Here is a 21,725-nt window from a genome sequence, read left to right as displayed (position 1 = left end):
AAACATTATGAGCAGATGCTCATCCCCGCACAACCCGCCTAGACTCAGGGAATGCCACGCGGAGTTCCCATCGCTGAGCCCCGGCAGCACCTCTTCGCCGCCGCCGAGCGCCTGATCGCCGCCGCAGGTCCCGGCCAGCTCACCAGCCGAGCCGTCACCGGCGAGGCCGGCGTCGCCACCGGGCTGCTCTTCGCCCACTTCGCGAACTTCGACGACTTCCTGGTGGGTTACGCCGTCGACCGCAGCTTCCAGATCGCCGGCACCGCGGCCGGCCTTCCCGCCCGCGCCGGCACCGGCACGATCGCCGCGAACCTCAGCGCGACGATCCTCGCGACCCCGCTGATCGTCCTGCGCGGTGTCACCCGGCTGACGGCCTGCCGGCCGGTGTTGGCCGCACAGGTCGAGGCGGTACTGGGCACCGGCAGCACCGTGCTGCAGAGCCTCGAACGCGCCGTCGTCGACTACCTGAACGCCGAACGACAGCGCGGACGGCTACCAGCGGGCGTCGACACCGAGGCGCTGGCGCTGGCCGTGGTGGGCGTGCTGCACCACGTCGCCCTCATCGACGCGACCGACGAGGTGGCGCACGCACGCATCCGGCACACCGTGACCGCGCTGGTGGAAAGCTTCCCGGCCGTCACGTCCTGAGCCCGCCCCCTGGCCCGCACCGGCCCGCCGGCACCGTAGAGTTCTGCGGCGGCCGGACCGTTGATCAGCAGCTCAGCGGGCAGGGGCAACGGGAGGAACGGGTCGTGCGGGGTGCGGGTGTCCGGGTACTGATCGTCGGCGGAGGTGTCGCCGGACTGGCGACGGTGGCCGCGCTGCGCGAGTGGGGCGCGACGATCGACGTGGTCGAGCGGGCGTCCGGGCCGACCGGCTCCGGCACCGGGATCTACCTCACCGGCAACGCGACGCGGATGCTCGACGTCCTCGGTCTGCGCGAGCCGGTCGCCGACGTCGCCGTGGAGATCACCCGGCAGCGCAGCGCCAACCAGCGCGGGCGTCGCCTCTTCGACATCGACGTGGCAGCGCTCTGGCGGGGCGTCGGGCCGTGCGTGTCATTGCCCCGCGCGCAGCTGCACCGGGCGCTGCTCGACGGCGTCGGCGACGCCCCGATCCGCTGGGGCCGCCAGCCGGTCGCACTGTTGCAGGAGGGCGGCCAGGTCGCCGTCGAGTTCGACGACACCAGCACCGACCGGTACGACCTGGTGATCGGCGCGGACGGGGTGCACTCGACCGTCCGCCGGCTCGCCTTCGACGGCCAGGCCGCCCGCGACCTCGGGCAGTACGCGTACCGGTGGGTCGCTCCGCGGATCGACGACGAGCCGGTCTGGTCGGTGCAGTTGGGGCGCGGGAGGCAGTTCCTGACGATCCCGATCAGCGCCGAGCAGACGTACTGCTACTACAACGACGGTCCGGTGGCCGAGCGGCAGGGCTGGCGCGACGAACTGGGTGCGACGTACAGCGAGCCGGTGGCCACCATGCTCAAGGCCCTGGACTACGACGACAGCACCCTGCACGCCGGGCCGAACCAGGAGGTGGTGCTCGACTCCTGGGCCCGGGGGCCGGTGCTGCTGGTCGGCGACGCCGCCCACGCCACCTCGCCGAACATGGCCCAGGGTGCGGCGATGGCGTTGGAGGACGCTGTCGTGCTCGCCTCGTCGTTGGCCGTCGCCGATTCCGTCGCCGACGCGCTGCGTGATTTCGAGGCGCGGCGGCGGCCACGGACGAACTGGGTGCTCAGTCAGACCCACCGCCGGGACAAGGCCACCGGGCTCCCGCCCGCGCTGCGCGACCTGGTGATGCGCCGCCTCGGCGAGCAGATGTTCCGCTCGAACTACGGGCCGCTGTTCGCCCAGCCCTGACCGGCGCTGCTCACGGCACCTGGCCCGGCCGGTCGACGATGGCGACCCGCAGGACGGCGGCGGCCGACTCCAGTGACTCCTTGCCGTTGCGTATCACCGAGTTGCGGGTGCCGAGGTAGACGTGGGAGTCCCTATCGAAGATGAGGTCCACGTTGCCACCGATCACACCGGGCATCCGAATCGCCACCCCGTGCCGGCCGGCGGCGTCCACCACGTCGCCGGAGATGACGACCGCCCCGGGCTCCCGTGCCAGCACCTCGTACAGCGCCGCCAGCGCTCGGGGTGGCACGTAGCCGCGAAGCATCGACCGCGCTGTGGTGTACGCCATGCTCTCGTCCCCGTACACGGCCTCCTCGTCGGCGCCTTCGGGAAGGTGCAGGTCGACCGGGTGCTCCCGGAGGTATCGCAGCAGCGCGTCCGGGTCGGTGGGCAGGCCGCCGTGGTACGCGGGCGGCTGGAACGCGTCAAGCTTCTTCTCGGGATCGCCGGCATCGTTCATACGGAGCTCCCTCAGCCCGCTCCACCCGTTCGGATCGGCCTCGGGTCGGTACCGCCCCTGGGTGTACGCGACTCCGCCGGCCGACTGCCACAGTTGGTTCCGGATCGTCAGGTACGGGCCGCTGTCCGGCAACTCCCGGGTCGTCGCCAGGATCTCCGTGAAGACGTACTGGTCGGGACGGGCGGTGAGCTCCGGTTGTTGCCGGGCGGCGTCGGCCGCCAGGTGGAAGATCTCCGACGCGCTGGCCGTCGGCGGCGGCTGATCACCCAGTCTGATCGTCTGGACCACCAGCGCACCGGCGGTCAACGTCACCGCCAGCCCGAACGCTCCGGCGAGGCGCCAACCGCTGAGAAACCGGGTACGGCGACCGGTGGGACGGGCCTCCGACGCCGCCTCGCCCCGATGGGCCACGTGTGCGGTCAGATCCCTGAGAAGTTGCTCCTCGAAACCCTGCGGCGACCGTTCGGTCTCGTTCATCGTCATCTCCGTCTCCTCAGGCGAGGGTGGTGGCAGGGCGGGCGAGCACGGCGCGGACGAGCCGACGGGCGCGATGCAGGCGGACCCGGGCGGCGACCGGCGACATCCCGAGCACTGTCGCCGCCTCCGCGACGGTGAGGCCGTCCACGGCGACGAGTTCGACAAGCGTCCGGGTGCCCTCGGGGAGGTCGCCCAGCGCCCGATACGTGCGGCGGGCGGCCTCCTCGGCGTCGATCCGCTCCTCGATCCGGGCGATGTCATCGGGGCCCAGGTCCCGCCGTCCGGCCAGACGACCGGCGACCCGCAGCCGTTGGGCTGCCCGACGCCGCTCGTCGCCGATGACGTTGCGGGCCACCCCGTACAGCCAGCCGATCTGGCTACCCCGGTCCGGCCGGTAGCCGGCCGCCGACTCGATCACCGCCAGGAACACGTCGGCGGTGAGGTCGGCGGCGAGGTGTGGATCGTCGACCCGCCGCGCCACGAACCGGCCCACCGCCTCCAGGTGCCGCCGGTAGAAGACCTCGAAGGCCACCGGATCGGTGCCGATGCCGGAAATGTCGTCATCGGCTCGGTCGGGCTCACTCACGGGCCGTCCTCTCTCGCGCCTTCACACCCCTTCTTCGTACGGCGGAGCGCGGGTGTTACGCCGTAATGCCGCTTCCCGCCCGGCGCGGAACGCGGCGCTGCCGGTCCAGTTGGGCAACCGCCCTGGTGATGCGGCATTATCGAAGCACCGGCGACTGGCGGCACGGGGATGGTGAAACCATCGGGGAGCCTCTCGCGGGCGTCGACCGCCTGGGCGCCTGCGTCGAGGGACCATCGTGACCACGACCAGCCCATCCGTCGACAACCGCAACCCGTCGGGCACGGCCCGACTCCTGCCGGGCGCACCAGTCGCCGCAGCCGTCCTGGCCGAAACCGCAGCTGCCGCCACCCGTCTGCGCGAGCGCGGCATCACACCGAGCCTCGCCACCATCCTCGTCGGCGACGACGACGCCAGCGCCGGTTACATCGCCATCAAGCAGCGTCAGGCCGCCGCGCTCGGGTTCGACTCCCCGCACGCGCACCTGCCGGCCACCGCCACCCAGGCGGAGCTGCACCAGGCCATCGCCCGGTTCAACAACGACCCGGCCGTGCACGGACTGCTCGTGCAGTACCCCGTTCCGGGGCACCTGGACTACGACGCCGCGCTGCAGACCATCGACCCGGACAAGGACGTCGACGGCATGCACCCGCTCAACATGGGACGCCTCGCCGTCGGGCTGCCCGGCCCGCTGCCGTGCACCCCCGCCGGCATCGAAGCCCTCCTGGCGTACCACGAGATCCCCGTCGCCGGTCGCGAGGTCGTCATCCTCGGCCGGGGCGCCACCCTGGGCCGCCCCCTGGCCATGCTGCTCGCCCAGAAGCGCCCGACCGCCAACGCCGCCGTCACCGTCGTGCACACCGGCGTGCCCGACTGGGACCGCTACACCCGCCGCGCCGACATCCTCGTCGCCGCCGCCGGCGTACCCGGCATCGTGCGGCCTGAGCACGTCAAGCCCGGCGCGGTCGTCATCGGCGCCGGCGTCCGCTACGACGGTCGGCGGCTCCTGCCCGATGTGGACGAAGCGTGCGCCGAGGTCGCCGGCGCCATCACGCCCCGGGTCGGCGGGGTCGGCCCGACCACCGTCGCGATGCTGTTCCGCAACGCGGTACGTGCCGCCGAACGCGCCAGCCAGTAACCCGGTCGCCGAGATCGCCTGATGCTGAGCAGCCCGGTCGTCCACAGCTACTCGGCATCAGGTGATCCAACCGGCTTTCTACGGTTGGATATCTCCTCCAGGTGCTGGAGCTGGTGCTGCCGGACCATCTCGTCCCAGGCCTCCTGGTCGTAGTCCGGGTCCGGCGGGATCCACTTGTGCGAGTTGTCGCTGTAGTGGAACCGCTCATCGCCCCGCCGGATCAGACTCACCGGACCCAGCCCAGGAAACGCCGGTGCAGCAGCCCGGCGGGCACCCAGGTCAGATCCTCGGCCGCCCAGACCAGGTAGGACCCCATATAGAGGGCCAACGACACAGGTGTGCCCTCGAACTCTGCAACCAGCTCGGTGCGCCGGGTCCGGCAGGGCCACGGTGCAGCGCAGCCGCCGCAGGTCCACACCGGAAGGACCGGGCCGTGGGTGGTCACGGCCGACCATCCAGGAAGCGCCGGATGGCCGACCGGGCGTGCCAGCGGACCGCCCATTCCGCCTGATAACAGGGGTACGGGGACAGCCGCGCCCACCACCAGCGACAGCCGGCGCAGAGCCCGTCAACGCCGGGCAGGTGCACGGACAAGATTCGTCCGACCTGATCCTCGGTCACTCCTGCTCCTCCCCTGGCCAGTGGCCTCGGCGGATCGGGATGCGGTGCCGGGCTCGGCACGGCAGGTCGGCGCCACATCGGCAGATCCGCCGCCACCGCTGCCACGACCAGACCGGCCGATGGCGCCGAGCCAACGTCAGCGCCACCGCCAGCAGGTAGTCGTCGTACGGCACGTGTTTGGGCACCCGACCTCCGCGCGAGTTGTCGCGCCGTCGCCTGGCGTGACCACTTCACCACACACCACTCAGCCGTGTCTTGTCAATCTGCAAGTGACAATAGTCAGCTGAAAGTCGCGCCTACGTTCAGGTCGTGAAGCGACCGCGCTTGTACGGGCCTGGCGAGTTGGCCGCCCTGTTCAACGTGTCGCGCCAGCGGGTACTCCAGATCACCCGCCGACCCGGCTTCCCCGAGCCGGTGGCCCGCCTCATCGGGACGACCATCTGGGACGCGGACGAGGTGGACGAGTGGGCCAAGCACAATCGCCCACCACGCCCAACTGAGGGCGACGAAGACCGCTAATCCCGCAAATCAGGAGCTGATCCGATCGGGCATGGAGACTTCGGATCGCCTGGTCTGGCGCAAGTCGAGCCACAGCGACAACAACGGCGGCGCTTGTGTCGAGGTCGCCGAACTGCATACGAGCATCGCGGTGCGCGACAGCAAGGACCCCAACGGGTCGACCCTTCGCTTCACGAGAGGCGCCTGGACCGAGTTCGTGCGCAGCATCCGGTAGCTCCCGGCCGCAATACCAGAGCAGCAGGCATGCCGTGCCCTCGGCCGACCCCTAGCAGTGGAGGCCCGTTCCGGCTGCCCAGCGGATGGCGATGCCCGCGGGGTGCGCCTACCGGCCGCTGTCCGGTTGGGGGGCCTCCAGGCGCCGGGCGATCTGTTCGATGGCGGTGAGGTCCTCTGGCGTGAGCCGGTCGATGAAATGGCGTCGTACCGACTCGACGTGGGCGGGTGCGGCCGTGGTGAGGGCGCCCAGGCCCTCTTCGGTAAGCACGAGGAGGCAACCTCGACCGTCGGCCGGGTCGGGAGTGCGCCGGAGTAGGCCGCGCTCCTCCATCCGGCTGGCGTGCCGGGACAGCCGGCTGCGGGACCAGCCCATCTTGTCGGCCTGCGCGTGCAGGGTGCTGGTGTGGTCGGGTCTTTCCGACAGGGTGCTCAGCACCTCGTAGTCGGGCTCCGAGAGTCCGATCGCCGCCAGGTCACCCGAGGTGCCGGCCTGGACGGTCACCATCACCCGCAGAAACGCGCGCCACGCCCGCTCCTCGTCCGGGTTCAACCAGTGCACCTGCGCTACCTCAGGTCTCGTTGACATGTAAACAACCTACCCCTATATTTCGTTTCCATGTCAACGAAACCGCTCCGCCTCCTCGTCCTGGTATGCAGCACGCGCCCAGGGGCCCTCGGCCCGGTGATCGGGCAGTGGTTGATCGACGCGATCACGCCCTGCGCCGCCGAGCTTGGCGTCGAGTTGGTGCCAGTGGCCCTCGCCGACCTGAATCTGCCGTTCCTCGACGAGGAGGAACATCCGTCGTCGGGCATCTACCGGCAGGAACACACCCGTCGGTGGAGTTCGATCGTGGACGCGGCGGACGGTTTCATCGTGGTGACACCGGAATACAACTACGGGATGCCGGCGACCCTGAAGAACGCGCTGGACTACCTCGGCCGCGAGTGGGCGTGGAAGCCGATCGGCTTCGTCAGCTACGGCAACACGTCGGCCGGCACGCGGTCGGTCCAGCACGCCAAGCAGGTCGTGACTACGCTGCGACTGGTCCCGTTGGGCGCCACGGTCGCGATCCGCATCGGTGACGCGTTGGACGACGGACGGCTGCGCCCCGACGCCGCGCGCGATGCGGCGAGCCTAGGCCTCCTGAACGAACTGGTCCGGGTCTCCCACGCCCTCCGGCCGATGCGCGAACGGGCAGGCGCCGGGACGGTCGCTGGCCCCGTGCCGGGCTCGTATGCGCGGCGGCTGACCCCCGACGACGCGCCCGAGGTCACCGTGCTGCAGCGGTGCTGCTGGGTAGAGGAAGCCGTCGTCAACGACACCTTGGCCATACCTGCCCTGCACGAGTCGCTGGAGCAGGTCCGCGAGTGGCTGGCGGACCAGCACACCACGGGCGTCTGGCTGGACGGTCGACTCCTGGGCATGGTGCGTACCCGCCGCGCGGGCACCGACTGGCACGTGGGACGCCTCGCCGTCGTACCGGACCTACGCGGTCACGGGCTCGGCCGGTGGCTCCTGCGCACCGCCGAAGCCGCCGCCGACCCGGGCATCCGCCGCATCGTCCTGTTCACAGGTTCCAATAGCCAGCGGAACATCAACCTTTACCACAGCGAGGGATACGAGCTCGTGCCATCGACCAGCACGGACGGAACCGCGCTCCTCACCAAGGACGCTGAACCTACGCCCGAGCACCGACACTCGAGACTCGGTGAGAATGCACGCTCATAGCCGCTGGCCGGGCGCTTACCTCTGCACGCGCCCGGGGATGGAAGAGCCTGGAAACGGCGCTGCCCCGGCCTCCCAGAAGGGGAGCCGGGGCAGCGCTTATTGCCTACGTCAGCTGCAGCCGCTGGTGGAGCCGCAGCCCTCGCAGACGTAGCAGCTACCGGCCGGGCGCATCTTCGTACCGCAGGTGAAGCAGAGCGGCGCGTCGGCGGCCTTGCCGATCACGGCCTCCAGCAGTTCGGTGCTGGAACCCACTGTCGGAGCCGGCTTGGCGACGGCCACGTCGGCCATCTCCTGGGCCGGCTGGGCGACAGCCTCAGTCTTGGCCGGAGCCTCGACCGGCGCGGATGACGCCATCGCGGTGAGCTCGGCGCCGGTGACCCCGGCGGCCTCCGCGTCGGCTTCGGCCCGCAGCTGGGCGGCCCGCTCGCTGGCGGTGAAGATGCCCAGCTCGGCGCGGCGCTCGTAGGGCAGGAAGTCCAACGCCAGGCGACGGAAGATGTAGTCCATCACCGAGGCGGCCATCCGCACGTCCGGGTCGTCGGTCATGCCGGCCGGCTCGAAGCGCATGTTGGTGAACTTGCTGACGAACGTCTCCAGCGGCACGCCGTACTGCAGGCCGATGCTGATGGCCACCGAGAAGGCGTCCATCACGCCGGCCAGGGTGGAGCCCTGCTTGGACATCTTGAGGAAGACCTCACCGAGGCCGTCGTCCGGGTAGGACGACGCGGTCAGGTAACCCTCGGCGCCACCGACGGAGAAGCTGACCGTCTCGGACGGGCGCTTCTTCGGCAGGCGCTTACGCACCGGCCGGTACTCGATGACCTTCTCGACCGCGGCCGGCGCGGCGGCTGCGGTGTCGACGGCGGCCGGCTCGGTGGCCTTGTTGTTCTTGGCCACCGAGAGCGGCTGGCCGACCTTGCAGTTGTCGCGGTAGATCGCCAGCGCCTTCAGGCCGAGCTTCCAGCCCTCGAAGTAGATCTTCTCGACGTCCTCGACGGTGGCCGCCTCCGGCATGTTGACCGTCTTGGAGATCGCGCCGGAGACGAACGGCTGGATGGCCGCCATCATCCGCACGTGACCCATCGGGGCGATCGTCCGCTCGCCCATGGCGCAGTCGAAGACCGCGTAGTGCTCCGGCTTGAGGCCGGGGGCGTCCACCACGTGGCCGTGGTCGGCGATGTGCTCGACGATCGCCTCGACCTGCTCCTCGGGGTAGCCGAGGCTGCGCAGGGCGCGCGGCACCGTCTGGTTGACGATCTGCATCGAGCCGCCGCCGACGAGCTTCTTGAACTTGACCAGCGCCAGGTCCGGCTCCACGCCGGTCGTGTCGCAGTCCATCATGAAGCCGATGGTGCCGGTCGGGGCCAGGACGCTCGCCTGCGCGTTGCGCCAACCGAACTTGTCACCGATCTTGTTGCCCTGGGTCCACTGCTTGGTCGCCTCGCGGACGATCGCGGTGGCCACCGGGCTGGTCGGCTTGATCTCGTCGTTGGCCGCCGCGTGCTTGCGCATGACCCGCTTGTGCGGCTCGGCGTTGCGGGCGTAGCCGTCGTACGGGCCGACGACGCCGGCCAGCTCGGCCGAGCGGCGGTAGGCGGTGCCGGTCATCAGCGAGGTGATCGCCGCGGCGACCGAGCGGCCCTGGTCCGAGTCGTACGGCAGGCCGGTGGCCATCAGCAGGGCGCCGAGGTTGGCGTAGCCGATGCCGAGCTGCCGGTAGGCGCGGGACGTCTCACCGATCTTGTCGGTCGGGAAGTCCGCGAAGCAGATCGAGATGTCCATCGCGGTGATGACGAACTCGACGGACTTGACGAACTTCTCCACCTCGAAGCCACCGTCGGCGCGGAGGAACTTCATCAGGTTGAGCGAGGCGAGGTTGCACGAGGAGTTGTCCAGGTGCAGGTACTCCGAGCACGGGTTCGACGCGGTGATCCGGCCGGTCTCCGGGCAGGTGTGCCAGTCGTTGATCGTGTCGTCGTACTGCAGGCCCGGGTCGGCGCACTCCCAAGCGGCCTGGGCGATGGAACGGAAGAGCTTCTTCGCCTCGATCGTCTCGATGGTCGAGCCGTCGAGCCGACCCCGCAGGTCGAACCCGCCGTCGTTCTCCACCGCCGTCATGAACTCGTCGGAGACGCGGACCGAGTTGTTGGCGTTCTGGTACTGCACGCTGACGATGTCGGAGCCGCCGAGGTCCATGTCGAACCCGGCGTCGCGCAGCGCGCGGATCTTGTCCTCCTCGCGCGCCTTGGTGACCACGAACTCCTGGATGTCCGGGTGGTCGACGTCGAGGATGACCATCTTGGCCGCCCGGCGGGTCGCGCCGCCGGACTTGATGGTGCCGGCCGAGGCGTCCGCGCCGCGCATGAAGCTGACCGGGCCGGAAGCGTTGCCGCCGGAGGAGAGCAGCTCACGGGACGAACGGATGCGCGACAGGTTGACCCCGGAGCCGGAGCCGCCCTTGAAGATCAGCCCCTCCTCCTTGTACCAGTCGAGGATCGAGTCCATCGAGTCGTCGACGGCCAGGATGAAGCAGGCGCTGACCTGCTGCGGCGACGGCGTGCCGACGTTGAACCAGACCGGCGAGTTGAAGCTGAACACCTGGTGCAGCAGCATCCAGGTCAGCTCGTGCGCGAAGACCTCGGCGTCGGCCGGGCTGGCGAAGTAGCCGTACTCCTCACCGGCGGTGCGGTAGGTGTTGACCACCCGGTCGATCAGCTGCCGCAGCGACCACTCCCGCTCCGGGGTCCCCACCGCGCCCCGGAAGTACTTGGTGGTGACGATGTTCGCCGCGTTGACGCTCCACGACTCCGGGAACTCGACCCCCCGCTGCTCGAAGTTGATCGAGCCGTCCCGCCAGTTCGTCATCACGACGTCACGGCGCTCCCAGGAGACCTCGTCGTACGGGTGGACCCCCTCCGTCGTCCACACCCGGTCGATCTTCAGCCCCGCGCCTGCCTTGCTTCGTGAACGGCTAGTTGTCACGCCGTCGCCCCCCTCGTCTGCGCGGTGCCCCACCGCGCGTCCCAATCTCTCGAAAAACCGTGAAGACTCAGTTGGTACGGCCGGCGGCCTCAACCGCATCGGCCCGGCCCTGCTCCCGGGCTCGCGCCGCGGCCCGCAACGTCTCGATCTCGCGCTCGAAGTCGGCGAGCGAGTCGAACGAGCGGTAGACGCTGGCGAACCGCAGGTAGGCGATCTCGTCCAGGTCGCGCAGCGGACCCAGGATCGCCAGGCCCACCTCGTGACTGGGGATCTCGGCGGCTCCCTTGGCCCGGACCGTCTCCTCCACCCGCTGCGCGAGCAGCGCGAGGGAGTCGTCGTCCACCGGCCGGCCCTGGCACGCCTTACGCACCCCGCCGATGATCTTCGTACGACTGAACGGCTCGGTCACCCCGCTGCGCTTGACGACCGCGAGGACCGCCTCCTCGACGGTGGTGAACCGCTTGCCGCACTCCGGGCAGGACCGCCGCCGTCGGATGAGCTGGCCGTCGTCGGCCTCCCGCGAGTCGACCACCCGGGAGTCAGCGTGTCGGCAGTACGGACACCGCATCGCCCACCTCCTAAAAAAATGATCAACTGCGAGCACTCCGGACACTTCCGGGCACGCCTCACCGCGACGGTGCCATCCTCGGATGACGCCCGCCGTGATCGACGTTACGGGAGTGCGGTCGGTAGTCGAACCCAACCTGTAGGCAACTTACGCCCGTGTCACTACTACATCTAGGGGTCGACCGTATGTCGCCAAGGAAGCCGGGTCAAGTTGGCCGGCGTGTCCGGCGCGTCACGGACCATCCGGCCATCCACGCCCAGCAACGCGCCCGAAGACCCAACGCCACGACCCCGCCCGGGTTATCGGCCAGGGAGCCAGAACCGGGCCGGAAAACAGCCGACGATCGAACACCAGTTCTACCTGACGTACCATTTATCAGAACATCCGTACGAGCGGAGCGCTTTTTCACCCCGACACGCCGGTGAGAGGTCGTACAGATGTTTGAAAATGACTGATCTCACCTATACGGTCATGAACAACGTGGCACCACCGCACGCACCACGAGCCGACGAGGCACCCAGCGCCGACCAGGGAGGACGGACGTGACCGAGGACCGGGCCAGCCGGCCGAAGAGCCCGCAGCAGATCACCGAGGCGGGCCCGCCGGCCACCCGACGCCGCAGCGCCGCGCGCAGCCGGACGGGTCAGCCCGCCGTGCGCCAGGTCACCCCGGTGGTCAGCGCCTTCCCCGACCCGGCGACGGTCGACCTGACCGCCCGCCAGCGCCGCATCCTGGAGTTCATCCGCACCTGGGTGGAGCGCCACGGCTACCCCCCGAGCGTCCGGGAGATCGGCGAGGCCGTCGGCCTGGTCTCGCCGTCCAGCGTCGCCTACCAGCTCAAGGAGCTGGAAAAGAAGGGCTTCCTGCGGCGCGACCCCAACCGGCCACGCGCGGTGGACGTCCGCGCCCCCAGCGAGGCGATCGACGACGAGCTGTCGAGGGCACAACGACCCACCCCGGCGTACGTGCCGATGCTCGGTCGGATCGCCGCCGGTGGGCCGATCCTCGCCGAGCAGGCCGTCGAGGACATCTTCCCGCTCCCCCGCGAGCTGGTGGGTGAGGGCGAGGTCTTCATGCTCCAGGTCAAGGGCGACTCGATGCTCGACGCGGCGATCTGCGACGGCGACTGGGTGGTCGTCCGGCAGCAGCCGACCGCCGACTCCGGCGAGATTGTGGCCGCGATGCTCGACGGCGAGGCGACCGTCAAGACCTACCGGCGGCGCGACGGGCACGTCTGGCTGATGCCCCAGAACCCTGCCTTCGACCCCATCCCCGGCGATGACGCCACCATCATGGGCCGGGTCGTGGCGGTGCTCCGCCGGATCTGACCGATCGGCGGGTGGGTGCCGACGGCGCTCACCCGCACCGCTCGTCACGGGCGGGTGAGCGCCTCAACGCTGATCAGTAGCGGTCGCCCCGGTGACCGCGACCGCCACCGGGATACTGCCGGTACGGGTCGTTGGGCGCGTCGTCGTCGCGTCGGCGAGCGGGCCGCTGACCCCGGTAGTCGGGCTCCTGCCCACCGCGTCGGGGCGGCTCCGCGCGACCGGGTTGACCGCCGTCGCCGCCGCCGTACACGCCACCGCCGGGACGACCACCGCCCGCGCCCTGTGGGCGACCACCGCCACCGTGCGGGCGACCACCGCCAGCCGGAGGCCGACCGCCACCAACCGGTGGGCGAGCGCCACCACTGACAGGGGGCCGACCGCCGCCACCGGCCGGGGGACGTCCGCCGCCGTACACGCCGGCGCCACCCGGTGCTGGCGCACCGTAGCCACCATCGGCCGGGGCCGGCCGAGGGCCACCGCCGTACACGGCGCCACCGGCCGAGGCCGGGCCGCCGCGACCCGCGCCCCCGCCGTAGACCGCGCCGCCGGCCGGCGCGCCGCCACCGTAGACACCGCCCCTGCGGTCGTCGTCAGCACGGCCGCCACGCGGGCCTAACGGGTCGTCATCGGGATCCGAGGTGTCGGACGGGTCGGCGGTCGGCGGACGACGCCGCGCGCGAACGATGCCGAAGATGCCAGCGGCGACCAACAGCAGGCCGATCAGCCCGACCGCGCCGACCATGTACGTGATGTCGTCGAGGCTCAGCCCGTCCGTCCAGGACTTCGAGGCGGCCGGCTTGCCACCTTCCTCAGGGGCCAGTGGCACCGCGGTGGAGGTGGACGGGGTGTAGCTGAGGATGTCGAGCGGCTCGTCCTCGGTGAACCGGGCCGCATCGGAGACGGTGAGGAACGACTTCCCGTCCGAGGTGTAGCTGATGGCCTCACCGAACGGGTCGGCCAGCGGCGTCACCCGCGGCTTGCCGGTGGTGAGCGCGGCAACGATGTCACCATCGGTCACGTCGAATTCGAAGGCGTCCGCGTAGGTGCGCAGGACCACCCGAGAACCGTCAACGGTCCGGGACGCGCCGGTGATGGCGATCCGGCCGAACGTGTTGAGGGGGTTTTCCGTCTGGGTCTTCGGCAGCGTGAACTCGCCGGCCTTCTGCAGCGGCACCGGGTCGGTGTCCCCGCTCTTCAGGGCCGCCGACGGCGTGTAGATCTCGGCCTTGCCGCTGGTCACCTTGGTGATGATCAGCGGCTTTCCGTCGTCGCCGATGAGCAGCGCCTCGGCATCGTGCGGCTTCGACTCGGGGTAGGAGAGCCGGTGCAGCGTCGGCAGCCTGGAACCCGCGACCGGCATCGACCAGAGCGCGATGCGGCTGCGGCGCTCCTTCGAGTCGGGATTGTCACCGGTGTCGGCGATCCAGAGGGTCTTGCCGTCCTTGGACAGGGCGAGATCCTCGGTGTCCGACGGACCCTGCCCCGAGTAGCGGACCGGCTCCTTCGCGATCTTGCACTTGCTGTCGAGGAAGAAGATCCGCTTGCGTGCCGCGACCTCGGTGCCGTCGTTGATGACGATGAAGCCGGTCTTGGTGGCGACCAGCCCGGACAGCTCCCGAAGGCGCTCGTCGGTGATCGTGCATCGCTTCTGGCCAGGATTGGCGGCGGGCGGCCCGGACGCCCCGGGGGCGGGAGCCGCCGCGGCGACTCCGGCAAGCGCCACGGTTGCCCCGAGCAGGCCGAGGGCAACCGTGACCGAGGAAACAACGCGGCGCATTCGGCCAGTGTCGCATGCCGCGCGTTTCCAGTGGATGACGCCGTGGCCGGTCAGGACCGGCTGCCGGCCACCTGCTCCTGCCGTTCCACGTCGAACGCCGCCAGCTCCGCCGCCAACTCCGCGCCGACACGCACATGCAGCAGGGTGCCCTCCGGCAGGTGCGCAGTGCTGAGCACCTCACCCGTGCGGTGCGCCCGAGCCACCAGGTCACCCCGGTCGTACGGCAGCACGGCCCGGACCTCCACGGCCGGGCTCGGCAGCCGCTCCTCGATCGCCGCGCGCAGCTCGTCCATGCCCCGACCGGAGTACGCGGACACGAAGATCGCGTCCGGCCACAGCCGCTTGAGCCGCAGCAGCGTGTCCTCGTCGGCGGCGTCGGTCTTGTTGACCACCAACAGCTCGGGCAGCCGGTCCGCGCCCACCTCGGCGAGCACCTCGTGCACCGCCCGGACCTGCTCCTCCGGATCCGGGTGGGTGCCGTCGACGACGTGCACCACCAGATCCGCCTCGGCGACCTCCTCCAGCGTCGAGCGGAACGCCTCGACGATCTGGTGCGGCAGGTGCCGGACGAAGCCGACAGTGTCGGAGAGGGTGTAGAGCCGACCGTCCGAGGCGGTGGCCTTTCGGGTCGTCGGGTCCAGCGTGGCGAACAGCGCGTTCTCCACCAGGACGCCCGCGCCGGTCAGGCGGTTGAGCAGGCTGGACTTGCCGGCGTTGGTGTAGCCGGCGATGGCGACCGCGGGAACGGCGTTGCGGGAACGCCGGGCGCGCTTGGTCACGCGTACCGTCTTCATGCTCTTGATCTCGCGACGCAGCCGGGAGATGCGGTGACGGATGCGCCGCCGGTCGGTCTCCAGCTTGGTCTCACCGGGACCACGAACACCCACACCGCCGCCGGCGCCGCCGCCCCGGCCGGAACCACCGGTCTGGCGGGAGAGCGTCTCACCCCAACCGCGAAGTCGGGGCAGCAGGTATTCGAGCTGGGCCAGCTCGACCTGCGCCTTACCTTCCTTGCTCTTGGCGTGCTGGGCGAAGATGTCCAGAATCAGCGCCGTTCGGTCGACAACCTTGACCTTGGTGCGCTGCTCCAGGTTGCGCAGCTGCGACGGGGACAACTCACCGTCACAGATGACGGTGTCGGCGCCGGTGGAGAGCACCACAGCGCCCAGGTCGTCGACCTTGCCGCGGCCGATGTACGTGGCCGGGTCGGGTCGGGTCCGCCGCTGGATGAGCCCTTCGAGCACCTGCGAACCGGCGGTCTCGGCCAGCGCGGCCAGCTCGGTCAGGGAATTCTCCGCGTCGGTGACTGTGCCTTCGGTCCAGACGCCCACCAGGACGACCCGCTCCAACCGCAGCTGGCGGTATTCCACCTCGGTGACGTCGGTGAGCTCGGTTGACAGGCCCGGGACGCGTCGGAGTGACTGCCGCTCCGACAGCTCCATCTCGCCGGTGGTGACGTCGTCGAGCTCGTCCTCGACGGGGACAAAGCTCTCCTGGTCTCGCAAGCGGTTCTCCTGTCCGTTTTGATAAGTAGAACGTAATCCTGACATGACACAACGCCGAACGCACCTGCTATATGCCCATGGTGAAGGTCGCCAAAAGTGGGGGCGAATGCTGGTCGGCACCGACAACCCGGTAGAAATGCGGGCGGCGGCCGATCGGCCGCACAGCCGTTACGGAGGGATCCCGTGGCCATCACCCGACTGCCCAGCGCCGGATTTTCGATCACCATCCGGATCGCCGTGACCGCGGACGCGTCCTCGATCGGCCGGCTCACCACCTCCGTCGGCGAGGCCGGGGCGATCGTCACGGCGCTGGACGTGGTGGACTCGGACCCGACCAACGTGATCGTCGACCTGACCTGCGACACCGCCGACGCCGGTCACGCCGACCAGGTGGTCGACGCGCTGACCGCGCTGGACGGCGTGGACGTGCGCAAGGTGTCGGACCGGACGTTCCTGCTGCACCTGGGCGGCAAGATCGAGGTGACCTCGAAGGTCGCGCTGCGCAACCGCGACGAGTTGTCCCGCGCGTACACGCCGGGGGTGGCCCGGGTCTGCATGGCGATCGCCGAGAACCCGGCCGACGCCCGGCGACTGACCATCAAGCGCAACACCGTCGCGGTGGTCAGCGACGGCTCGGCGGTGCTCGGCCTGGGCAACCTCGGCCCGGCCGCGTCGCTGCCGGTGATGGAGGGCAAGGCGGCGCTGTTCAAGCGCTTCGGCGGGGTGGACGCCTGGCCGGTGGTGCTGGACACCCAGGACACCGACGAGATCGTGCAGATCGTCAAGGCGATCGCGCCGGCGTACGGCGGTATCAACCTGGAGGACATCGCCGCGCCGCGCTGCTTCGAGATCGAGGCCCGGCTGCGCGAGGCGCTGGACATCCCGGTCTTCCACGACGACCAGCACGGCACCGCGATCTGCGTGCTGGCCGCGCTCACCAACGCGCTGCGGGTGGTGGGCAAGCAGCTCCAGGACGTCCGGGTGGTCGTCTCCGGGGCCGGCGCGGCCGGCACCGCGATCATGAAGCTGCTGCTGCGCCAGGGCGTCGGCGACATCATCGCGTACGACCGGGAGGGCGCCCTGCACCGTGGGCTCACCGGGCTCAACTCGGCCTGGCAGTGGCTGGCGGAGAACACCAACAAGGAGAACTACTCCGGCGACCTGCCCGGCGCGATCCGGGGTGCCGACGTGTTCATCGGGGTCAGCGCGCCGAACCTGCTCACCGGCGACGACATCGCCCAGATGGCGAAGGACTCGATCGTCTTCGCCCTCGCGAACCCGGACCCGGAGGTCGACCCCCGGGAGGCGCGCAAGCACGCCGCAGTGGTCGCCACCGGCCGCTCGGACCAGCCGAACCAGATCAACAACGTGCTCGCGTTCCCCGGGGTGTTCCGCGGCATGCTGGACGCGCACGCCGAGGAGTTCACCGAGGAGATGGCCATCGCGGCGGCCCAGGCCATCGCGGACGTCGTCGGCGAGGACAAGATCAACCCGACGGTGATCGTGCCGAGCGTCTTCGACTCCCGGGTCGCCCCGGCGGTCGCCGCCGCCGTCCGCGCCGCCGCGCACAACCCCAGCCCGCTCCCCGCCGCCGACCCCGGCCCCGCCGACCTCCCCGAGATCGCCGCCAACGCCAGCGCCACCCCCTAACCCCGCACCCACCCCCACCCACGCTGGTGATCAAGAGATTTGCGTCAGGAACGACGCGAAATCCGACGCAAACCTCTTGATCAACAACGGTGGGGCAGGACCGGCGTCAGGTGAGGCGTGTTGGCGTTAGGGGTGCAGGGCGGTGGGGTTGATGTCGCCGGTGGCTACCAGCACGGCCGGGCCGGAGAGCCAGCACGAGTTCTCGGTGACGGTCACCGTGAGGCGGCCGCCGGGCACGTCGACAGCTACCACTCCGGTATCCCGGCCGAGGTCGCGCAGGGCCACCGCGCCCACCGCGCAGGCACCCGTGCCGCAGGACAGCGTCTCGGCGCTGCCGCGCTCGTACACCCGCATCACCGTGTGCCCGTCGGTGCCGTCGACCGGGTCGCCCGCCACGATGAACTCCACGTTCACCCCGCTCGGGAAGACCGCCGGGTCGTACCCGGGGGCCCTGGTGAGGTCCAGCGTCGACAGCTCCACGCCGGCCGGCAGGACGCAGACCAGGTGCGGGTTGCCGACGTCCACCATCGCGCCGGTCAGGGTCAGCCCGCCGAGGGTGGCGGCCGACTCGTCGTACACCCGGGGTCGGCGCATCTCGACGGAGACGGCGTCGCCCTCGACGAGCGCGCGCACGACGCCGGCCCGGGTGGCCACCGGCAGCGCCGCGCCGGCGGGCGTGGCCAGCCCGGTGTCGAGCAGGTAGCGCACGAAGACCCGGGCGCCGTTGCCGCACATCTCGGCGAACGAGCCGTCGGCGTTCCAGTAGTCCATGAACCACTCGGCTTCGCCGGCCAACCCCGCGCCGTCCGGATGCTTGGCCGCGCGGACCACCCGTAGTACGCCGTCCGCGCCGATGCCCCGACGCCGGTCGCAGAGCGCCGCGACCAGCTCCGGGGTCAGGTCGAGCTGACCGTCCGGGTCGGGAAGGAGGACGAAGTCGTTGCCGGTGCCGTGGCCCTTGGTGAACTCCACCGCACCATTATCGCGTCTCGGCCGGCACCAGGCGCAGGGCGGCCCCGATCAGGTCCGGGGTCGTCGAGTCCAGCCAGTGGATGCGCGGGTCGCGCCGGAACCAGGACCGCTGCCGGCGGACGAAGCGCCGGGTGGCCCGGACCGTCTCGTCGTGCGCCTGCGCCTCGGTCAACTCGCCGGCCAGCATGCGCAGCACCTGCTGGTAGCCGAGCGCCCGACTCGCCGTGCGCCCCTCGGGCAGCCCGTGCCCGACCAGCTCACGGGTCTCGGGCACCAGGCCGTCGGCCCACATCCGGTCCACCCGCAGCGCGATCCGCTCGTCCAGCAGCCCGGTGTCCAGGTCGACGCCGAGCTGCACCGACGGGTAGTACGGCGTGGGCTGCGGCAGCGACGCGGCGAACGGCGCGCCGGTCAACTCGATCACCTCCAGGGCCCGCACGATCCGACGCCCGTTACCCGGCAGGATGCTCTCGGCGGCGGCCGGGTCGGCGGCGCGCAGCCGCGCGTACAGCGGGGCCGGGCCGACCTCTGCCAACTCCCGTTCCAGCCGCTCCCGCAACGCCGCGTCGGTGCCCGGGAACTCGAAGCGCTCCAGCACCGCCCGCACGTACAGCCCGGAGCCACCGACGAGCAGCGGCACCCGCCCCCGGGACAGGATGTCGTCCACCGCCGCGCGCGCCAGCCGCTGGTACTCCGCCACGCTCGCCGGCTCGGTGACCTCCCAGATGTCCAGCAGGTGATGCGGTACACCGTCCCGCTCGGCGACTGTCAGCTTGGCGGTGCCGATGTCCATGCCCCGGTAGAGCTGCATCGAGTCGGCGTTGACCACCTCCCCGTCCAGGGCGTGCGCCAACGCGATGCTCAGCGCCGACTTGCCGGCCGCCGTCGGGCCGACCACCGCGACGACCGTGCCGCTGGTCACGCCCGCTCCCAGGACGCCACGAAGTAGGCCACACCGTAGGGGACGGAGTCGTGCAGCAACTCGCCGCGCCACGGTGAGCCGGCCGCGCGGGCCGCGCCGGCCAGCACCTGCCAGGAGGCGCGACCGGCGGCCTTCAGCTCCGCCGACACCACCGGGTCGAGGTCGACCAGGGCGTCCAGGTCCGCGACGGCCAGCGCCGCGGCAACCCCCTGGTCGTACGGGAGGGCACGCGCGTCGTCGTACCCGGGTGCCTTCTCTCCCCGGCAGGCCGACCCGTCCCCCAGCACCAGCGCCGCCACCCGGTCACCCGCGGCGTCGACCTGCTCGGCGAGCGCGGCCAGCTCGGCCGGGCCGGCGTCGGTGGCCACCTGCACGGCGGTCACCGGGACCCGAGGGTTGTGGCGACTCAGCAGCCACGCGCCGATGGTCAGGCTCAACGGCAGCACCGCGCCCCGGTCGGGCTGGCCGGGCACCAGCGGCACGTCCAGGTCGACGCCCCAGGGCTGGAGGGACCCGGTCGCCGGGGTGCGGATCGGGCCGGTCACCGGGCCGGTGCCCAGCAGCACCACGATGTCCGGATCGGTGGCCAACAGCCGGCGTACGGCGGTGTCACAGGCCGCCCGCAGATCGTCCAGCTCGGGGGCCGCTGACCCGGCCACCTCGGGCACGAGCAGGGGCGGATGCGGGCAGACGGCGGCGGCGACCAGTGGCACCCTGTCACCGTAGCGGGAATCCCCGGTGCGTCTCCGCGCCGATCCGGTCATTCGGCCCCTAGGACACCGTATGGTCACGGTCGGCGATAGGCGCTCGACGCGGACCGGGTGAGACCTGTGACAATGCCGGAAGTAACTTGGCTGCGCCGTGGCGGCGACGGGGGTTCGTTCCCTCGACGCCGGGAGAACGAGGATGGGCACATGAGCGACTGGACTGCCTTCGGACGGGTGGACGCGGACGGCACCGTGTACGTCAAGACCACCGAGGGCGAGCGGGTGGTCGGATCCTGGCAGGCGGGTGCGCCGGAGGAAGGTCTGGCACACTTCGCGCGCCGCTTCGCCGATCTGGTCACCGAGGTGGACCTGACCGAGGCACGGCTCAAGTCGGGTGCGGCTGATGCCGGGCACTCGTTGAGCACGATCCGGCGGATCCGCGCCACGCTGCCCGAGGCCAACGTGGTCGGCGACATCGACGCGCTCGCCGCACGCCTGGACAAGCTGGCGACGTTCGCCGAGGAGAAGGCCGGCGAGGCGCGCGCCGCCCGGGACGCCGCGCGCGTCGAGGCCCTGGCCCGCAAGACCGCCCTGGTCGAGGAGGCCGAGAAGCTGGCCGCCGAGTCCACCGGGTGGAAGACCGCCGGGGACCGGCTCAAGGAGATCCTCGACGAGTGGAAGACCATCCGTGGGGTCGACAAGAAGGCCGACGGTGAGCTGTGGAAGCGGTTCGCCGCCGCCCGGGACGGCTTCACCCGCCGCCGTGGCGCCCACTTCGCCTCCCTGGACTCGCAGCGCAAGCAGGCGCAGACCGTCAAGGAGGAGCTGGTCGCCGAAGCGGAGAAGCTTCAGGACTCCACCGACTGGGCCGCCACGGCAAACCAGCTCAAGGACCTGATGACCCAGTGGAAGGCCGCCCCGCGCGCCTCCAAGGAGGCCGAGCAGAAGCTCTGGGAACGGTTCCGGGGTGCCCAGGACGCCTTCTTCAGCCGACGCAGCGAGGTCTTCTCCGCCCGCGACAACGAGCAGCGCGGCAACCTGGAGCGCAAGCAGGCCCTGCTCGCCGAGGCCGAGGCGTTGGACATCGACGCCGACCCGAAGGGCGCCCAGGCCAAGCTGCGGGAGATCCAGGCCCAGTGGCACGAGGCCGGTCGGGTGCCCCGCGAGGCGGCCGCCGGGCTGGAGCGGCGTCTACGCGCCATCGACGACAAGGTCCGTGACGTGATGGACTCGGCGTGGCGTCGCACCACCAAGGAGGACAACCCGCTGCTCGCCCAGATGCGGGCGCAGGTGGCGGAGGCCGAGGACCGGCTGGCCCGGGCGCAGAGCGCCGGGGACGCACGCCGGATCAAGGAGGCTGAGCAGGCCCTCGCCTCCAAGCGGCAGTTCCTGCAACTCGCCGAGCAGGCCGGCTGAGCTGACGACGTCCGGAGCCCCCGGTCCCTCGTGGGACCGGGGGCTCTCGCGTGTCCAACCCACACCCCACCGCGCCGCCGGGGGCCAAGATCCGCGCAAGTTCAGGGATGTTGCTGCCTCCGGCGACCGACAGACAGCAACATCCCTGATGTTGCGCGGATCTTGCCGAAAGGCGGGACCGCGGAGACGGGTGGGCGGCGCCGGGACGGCGGGGGCGGGGCGGGGCAGGGCGGGGGGGGCGGGGGCGCCGG

At 70.9% G+C, this 21,725-nt stretch carries 20 protein-coding genes and 1 riboswitch; of the genes, 9 read left to right on the top strand and 11 right to left on the bottom strand.

Annotated elements, in window-relative coordinates; translation table 11 throughout:
- Positions 1–51: 51 nt before the first annotated feature.
- Both IF22_RS0128750 and IF22_RS0128745 read left to right on the top strand, forming a co-directional pair.
- Positions 52–648, top strand: a complete 597-nt coding sequence (locus IF22_RS0128750) for a TetR family transcriptional regulator (RefSeq protein WP_030337394.1) — start codon at positions 52–54, stop codon at positions 646–648.
- A 104-nt stretch (positions 649–752) separates the two neighbouring features.
- Complete coding sequence (locus IF22_RS0128745) at positions 753–1,865, top strand: FAD-dependent monooxygenase (RefSeq protein ID WP_036412530.1); 1,113 nt, start codon at positions 753–755, stop codon at positions 1,863–1,865.
- A 10-nt stretch (positions 1,866–1,875) separates the two neighbouring features.
- Here IF22_RS0128745 and IF22_RS0128740 read toward each other — a convergent pair whose 3' ends face one another.
- Together IF22_RS0128740 and IF22_RS0128735 are read right to left on the bottom strand one after the other, a co-directional pair.
- Positions 1,876–2,847: a CU044_5270 family protein gene (locus IF22_RS0128740; RefSeq protein WP_030337391.1), complete on the bottom strand. Its 972-nt coding sequence runs from the start codon at positions 2,845–2,847 to the stop codon at positions 1,876–1,878.
- Between the two features lie 10 nt (positions 2,848–2,857).
- Positions 2,858–3,427 (bottom strand): RNA polymerase sigma factor, encoded by a 570-nt coding sequence (locus IF22_RS0128735; RefSeq protein ID WP_051708848.1) that lies wholly within the window; start codon positions 3,425–3,427, stop codon positions 2,858–2,860.
- Between the two features lie 140 nt (positions 3,428–3,567).
- A riboswitch (ZMP/ZTP riboswitch) is annotated at positions 3,568–3,649 on the top strand.
- Between the two features lie 13 nt (positions 3,650–3,662).
- On the opposite strand from IF22_RS0128735, the gene IF22_RS0128730 reads away from it, so the two are divergent.
- Positions 3,663–4,562, top strand: a complete 900-nt coding sequence (locus IF22_RS0128730) for a bifunctional 5,10-methylenetetrahydrofolate dehydrogenase/5,10-methenyltetrahydrofolate cyclohydrolase (protein ID WP_051708847.1) — start codon at positions 3,663–3,665, stop codon at positions 4,560–4,562.
- Positions 4,563–5,179: 617 nt separating this feature from the next.
- Here the strand turns inward: IF22_RS0128730 and IF22_RS0128715 are convergent.
- Positions 5,180–5,368 carry a hypothetical protein gene (locus tag IF22_RS0128715; protein WP_030337387.1) on the bottom strand — a complete coding sequence of 63 codons (189 nt, stop codon included), beginning with the start codon at positions 5,366–5,368 and terminating at the stop codon, positions 5,180–5,182.
- A gap of 124 nt (positions 5,369–5,492) precedes the next feature.
- Here IF22_RS0128715 and IF22_RS0128710 point away from each other — a divergent pair, with 124 nt between their 5' ends.
- Together IF22_RS0128710 and IF22_RS0128705 are read left to right on the top strand one after the other, a co-directional pair.
- On the top strand, positions 5,493–5,702 hold the full coding sequence (locus IF22_RS0128710; RefSeq protein WP_030337386.1) for a helix-turn-helix transcriptional regulator: 210 nt from the start codon (positions 5,493–5,495) through the stop codon (positions 5,700–5,702).
- A 31-nt stretch (positions 5,703–5,733) separates the two neighbouring features.
- Positions 5,734–5,916, top strand: a complete 183-nt coding sequence (locus IF22_RS0128705; RefSeq protein WP_030337385.1) for a DUF397 domain-containing protein — start codon at positions 5,734–5,736, stop codon at positions 5,914–5,916.
- 108 nt (positions 5,917–6,024) lie between these two features.
- On the opposite strand, the gene IF22_RS0128700 is transcribed toward IF22_RS0128705, so the two are convergent.
- On the bottom strand, positions 6,025–6,504 hold the full coding sequence (locus IF22_RS0128700; protein WP_030337378.1) for a MarR family winged helix-turn-helix transcriptional regulator: 480 nt from the start codon (positions 6,502–6,504) through the stop codon (positions 6,025–6,027).
- A gap of 99 nt (positions 6,505–6,603) precedes the next feature.
- Between IF22_RS0128700 and IF22_RS0128695 the strand changes: the two genes are divergently transcribed.
- The gene (locus IF22_RS0128695; RefSeq protein WP_030337375.1) at positions 6,604–7,647 is read left to right on the top strand and encodes a GNAT family N-acetyltransferase; all 1,044 of its coding nucleotides are present in this window, start codon (positions 6,604–6,606) and stop codon (positions 7,645–7,647) included.
- A gap of 108 nt (positions 7,648–7,755) precedes the next feature.
- On the opposite strand, the gene IF22_RS0128690 is transcribed toward IF22_RS0128695, so the two are convergent.
- Entirely contained in the window at positions 7,756–10,629 is a 2,874-nt protein-coding gene (locus tag IF22_RS0128690) for a vitamin B12-dependent ribonucleotide reductase (RefSeq protein WP_400447338.1), read from the bottom strand.
- Positions 10,630–10,696: 67 nt separating this feature from the next.
- Positions 10,697–11,197 carry a transcriptional regulator NrdR gene (nrdR, locus tag IF22_RS0128685; protein WP_030337372.1) on the bottom strand — a complete coding sequence of 167 codons (501 nt, stop codon included), beginning with the start codon at positions 11,195–11,197 and terminating at the stop codon, positions 10,697–10,699.
- A gap of 542 nt (positions 11,198–11,739) precedes the next feature.
- Here nrdR and lexA point away from each other — a divergent pair.
- The gene (gene lexA / locus IF22_RS0128680) at positions 11,740–12,525 is read left to right on the top strand and encodes a transcriptional repressor LexA (RefSeq protein WP_030337371.1); all 786 of its coding nucleotides are present in this window, start codon (positions 11,740–11,742) and stop codon (positions 12,523–12,525) included.
- Between the two features lie 73 nt (positions 12,526–12,598).
- Here lexA and IF22_RS0128675 read toward each other — a convergent pair whose 3' ends face one another.
- Both IF22_RS0128675 and hflX read right to left on the bottom strand, forming a co-directional pair.
- Positions 12,599–14,302, bottom strand: coding sequence for a hypothetical protein (locus IF22_RS0128675; RefSeq protein WP_030337370.1), 1,704 nt, complete (start codon positions 14,300–14,302; stop codon positions 12,599–12,601).
- 50 nt (positions 14,303–14,352) lie between these two features.
- Positions 14,353–15,807: a GTPase HflX gene (gene hflX / locus IF22_RS0128670; protein ID WP_030337369.1), complete on the bottom strand. Its 1,455-nt coding sequence runs from the start codon at positions 15,805–15,807 to the stop codon at positions 14,353–14,355.
- A 183-nt stretch (positions 15,808–15,990) separates the two neighbouring features.
- Between hflX and IF22_RS0128665 the strand changes: the two genes are divergently transcribed.
- Entirely contained in the window at positions 15,991–17,457 is a 1,467-nt protein-coding gene (locus IF22_RS0128665; protein WP_030337368.1) for an NAD-dependent malic enzyme, read from the top strand.
- A 126-nt stretch (positions 17,458–17,583) separates the two neighbouring features.
- On the opposite strand, the gene dapF is transcribed toward IF22_RS0128665, so the two are convergent.
- From dapF to IF22_RS0128650, 3 genes are read right to left on the bottom strand one after another with little or no spacing between them, the layout of a single operon-like run.
- Positions 17,584–18,429, bottom strand: coding sequence for a diaminopimelate epimerase (gene dapF / locus IF22_RS0128660; protein WP_030337366.1), 846 nt, complete (start codon positions 18,427–18,429; stop codon positions 17,584–17,586).
- Positions 18,430–18,436: 7 nt separating this feature from the next.
- Positions 18,437–19,363, bottom strand: a complete 927-nt coding sequence (gene miaA, locus IF22_RS0128655; protein WP_425339859.1) for a tRNA (adenosine(37)-N6)-dimethylallyltransferase MiaA — start codon at positions 19,361–19,363, stop codon at positions 18,437–18,439.
- Positions 19,348–20,115 carry a class III extradiol dioxygenase subunit B-like domain-containing protein gene (locus tag IF22_RS0128650; protein ID WP_051708845.1) on the bottom strand — a complete coding sequence of 256 codons (768 nt, stop codon included), beginning with the start codon at positions 20,113–20,115 and terminating at the stop codon, positions 19,348–19,350. The genes miaA and IF22_RS0128650 overlap by 16 nt, the downstream gene beginning before the upstream one ends.
- 150 nt (positions 20,116–20,265) lie before the next feature.
- Here IF22_RS0128650 and IF22_RS0128645 point away from each other — a divergent pair, with 150 nt between their 5' ends.
- Positions 20,266–21,474 (top strand): DUF349 domain-containing protein, encoded by a 1,209-nt coding sequence (locus IF22_RS0128645; protein ID WP_030337360.1) that lies wholly within the window; start codon positions 20,266–20,268, stop codon positions 21,472–21,474.
- Positions 21,475–21,725 lie beyond the last annotated feature (251 nt).

The sequence above is a fragment of the Micromonospora parva genome, assembly GCF_000718515.1.
GTDB lineage: Bacteria > Actinomycetota > Actinomycetes > Mycobacteriales > Micromonosporaceae > Micromonospora > Micromonospora parva.
Note: the sequence above shows the minus strand (reverse complement) of the source record. Positions and strands in the feature narration are given on the sequence as shown.